A 3,210-nucleotide genomic window follows, 5' to 3' on the forward strand; every position below is an offset into this window, starting at 1 on the left:
GCCTGGTCGCGCAACGGCCGGTGCAGCCAGCGCCGCAAACAGCGGCTGCCCATCGCGGTTGCAGTTTTGTCCAGCACGCCGAGCAGCGTGTATTGCATTTGTCCGCTGGGGTGGCTGTCCAATTCCAGGTTACGGCGGCTGGCGGCGTCCAAGCTGATGCCGTCGTCGGCGTGTTCGACGGCAATGCCCTGAATGTGGGGCAGGGCGTTGAACTGGGTATCCCGCACATATTGCAGCAAGCAACCGGCGGCGCAAATCGCCGCCGGCAGGTGCTCGCAACCGAAGCCTTTCAGATCGTGACAGTTGAATTGCTTCAAAATTAGTTGGCGGCAACTATCCAAATCGAAATGCCAAGGCGGGCGTTTGCACAAACCCTTGCGTTCCTTGATGGACGCCGGCAGGGCTTGGTCTTCGCTGAACAACAGTTCAGCAGGATTCAGACGCTCGATTTCGGCCAGTAACTGGCTGTCGTTTTCCAGTTGTTGCAACACGAACTTGCCGCTGGTCAAATCCAGGCAGGCGATGCCGACCAAATTATCGTAGCGCGCCAGCGCCAACAGTAGATTGTCCTTGCGATCTTCCAGCAAGGCTTCGTCGGTGACGGTACCGGGCGTGACGATGCGTACGACTTTACGTTCGACCGGCCCCTTGGATTTTGAGGGATCGCCGATTTGCTCGCAAATCGCGATCGATTCGCCTTGTTTCAACAGTCTGGCGATATAGTTTTCGGCGGCATGATAGGGAATGCCGGCCATCGGAATCGGCGCTCCGGCCGATGCGCCGCGTGCGGTCAGGGTAATGTCCAGCAATTGAGCGGCGCGTTTGGCGTCGTTGTAAAACAGCTCGTAAAAGTCGCCCATCCGGTAAAACAGTAGAATGTCCGGATGTTGAGCCTTGATGCGGAGGTATTGCTGCATCATCGGCGTGTGTTGTATTTCGTTGCCTTGCTTGCTGTCTTGTTTTATTTGGAGATTCATTCGTAAATTAATGAAATAACAGATAATTGTTCTATGCTATGCGTCGGTTTTCGCCAACTACACTTTTCAAAACTTCCCGGCACGTTGCTGTTTAGCATAGGTTTTTTCGGGCTATATTCGATCATCGATCAACATAAAAAACGATATTAAAAACAATTCGATACCTGCGCCGCTATAGCTTTTCAGTCAGGACGCCAAATGACTTTCGACGATTATCCAGGGCTGTGTTTGCCCGTCACGGGGCTTTGTCGCATAAATCGCCGGCGGTCTCCATAATACAAGGGAAGTCATTGAACACAAGCCGAAACGCCCAAGCCAGAACCCTTGAAATTCCGAACCACTACCTGGCGAGACTATAACCAATCCCTGTGAAGCCGTGGCTTTATGCAGCTATGGATTGGCTGGCACCTGCCCGTGGTCGGCGAGGGCCGGCCGAGAAATTTTCGGATGCGGCGATCCGGTTTTGTTTGATGATCAAAAACTTGTTCGGTTTGGCGCAGCGGCAAGCCAGCCGGATGGTCGCCAGTATATTGAAATTGTTTGGCCTTGATTGGGTTAAGCCCTATTACCCGACGCTTTGCCGTTGCCGGCAACATGTGCCGGTGTGTATTTCCTATCGCGCCCATCCCAATGGCTTGCATCTACTTGTCGATCGCTCCGCGGTAAAGATGTTGGGCGAAGGCTAGAGTCCAAAGCATAAATGCAAAACCAAGAAACCCGGCGTGGAGTATCGCCGCCAATCGCGTAAGGTTCAGCTGGGAGTCGACGCCGAAACTCCGGAATTCGAGCCATTGAGGTGACATAGAATCGGGTCGGTCGGCCAATCGCGGTAGCTAACCCCTAAAACCGTCCGGCGGGTTTGGGGTAAGGGGAGTTTGCTTGATCAGGGATTTGTGCAACAAAGCGGTCACGAACGACCGGTCCAGGAACGTATTCAACTCGTAGCATTGATTTTGGCCGGTGTCGCGGCGGTTCCGGAGGCTCTGATGGATTTACCGGCGGTGAAGCCTGAACGGGAAAGCCGATTGCAAGAATTCGAGAACATTAGGAGTAAGGCCATTTCTGGGATCAAGTCAAAGCGCATATAAAACACGGGTCATGGCGCACCGTCAAAGTTTACCGGGCGAGCCTTACGTGAAATTGTTGCGGTGCGAGAGTGGCGCGAGTCGCGGATTGCCGGACTTGGGGCGGGTATTCGTCGCCGCGCTTTCCGTAAAGCCTCTTGTTTAGTGAAAGCGGTAAACTGATTTAGTGGTTGGCGGTGTCGCAAAACCGATTCGATGGGGTAATGCCGAGATGATCGACTTGACGCCGGTTGCGTTTAAGCGGTCGCGGCAGCCGCTCAGTTTTGGAAACCGGTCGCAACCAGAGTACGGGGGATGCTCGGGAAGGGCGCGGGGATCATGCCCTCCGCTTCGTTACTGGTTCGGGATTAACTCGATACTCAATTGGCTGGCTTTGATGCAGTCGGCATAAGTTTCGTCGGCGTTGTCGGCATTCCTGGCCCGGTTTAGGCATACGGTTGATACCTTGAGATACTGCGCCGTGTCCGCGCGCGGTACCGGCCATTTGGCGTAATCCATGCAGGCGGTGAAGCGTCCGGCGTCCGGGATGGTCGGTATTTCGACGACACTGAGCGCATGCGGCGTGGGCACTTTGATGGCTTCCATGCGCATCGATGCTTGGCTGCAACGCATCGCGTCGGCCGCGTAACCGCGATGGTCGTTCGGGTCGCGGCGGGCGACCGGGCCGGACGAGGCGCAAGCGGCCAGCAAGCCAGCGCAGAGAATGAATGCTGTGATGTTTGTCATGAGCTATCTCCCATATCAGAAGCCGTTGACAGTGCGAGCGGCCGATGGAATGCCGCGACGGCTCGGCTGAAGTGGCGGCGGAACATCCGCCGGGTTTGGCGTCTAGCGAAGAGCGCGTGGAAAGTATCTTTTAGTATAGCCCGGACCGGGCGCTTGGCTAGAGCAAAACCTTGGTTGACCGTGTTCGATATTAAGCGGCGCCCGCTTGGCATTCGAAGGCTTACCCTGGCTTGGCCCGGCAGCTGCGGTGAAAGTCCGCCGCCGGATTTCAGCCGAGCCGCATTCCGGCTACACTAGCGGACTGATGGCGCTACGTTTGCCGCCTTGCAAACGAGTCGAGCGAATTATGATTCGGCCTGTTAATGATTGAACCTGCCGCCGCGCGCCCTTTGGCTCCGGTCAGGGGGCGGCGGCTCCGCTCA

The 3,210-nt window shown here is 55.9% G+C and carries 2 protein-coding genes and 1 pseudogene; 1 reads left to right on the top strand and 2 read right to left on the bottom strand.

Translation table 11 applies throughout. The features are described from left to right. A pseudogene (locus A1355_RS09860) lies at positions 1 to 977 on the bottom strand (DNA mismatch repair protein MutS); the annotation flags it as partial. Between the two features lie 368 nt (positions 978 to 1,345). Here A1355_RS09860 and A1355_RS09865 point away from each other — a divergent pair. Next, a complete protein-coding gene (locus tag A1355_RS09865) occupies positions 1,346 to 1,663 on the top strand; it encodes a transposase (RefSeq protein ID WP_269454753.1) in 318 nt (105 codons plus the stop codon). A gap of 732 nt (positions 1,664 to 2,395) precedes the next feature. On the opposite strand, the gene A1355_RS09870 is transcribed toward A1355_RS09865, so the two are convergent. Further along, positions 2,396 to 2,788, bottom strand: a complete 393-nt coding sequence (locus A1355_RS09870; protein WP_157197830.1) for a hypothetical protein — start codon at positions 2,786 to 2,788, stop codon at positions 2,396 to 2,398. Positions 2,789 to 3,210 lie beyond the last annotated feature (422 nt).

The sequence above is a fragment of the Methylomonas koyamae genome (genome assembly GCF_001644025.1).
Lineage (GTDB): Bacteria > Pseudomonadota > Gammaproteobacteria > Methylococcales > Methylomonadaceae > Methylomonas > Methylomonas koyamae_A.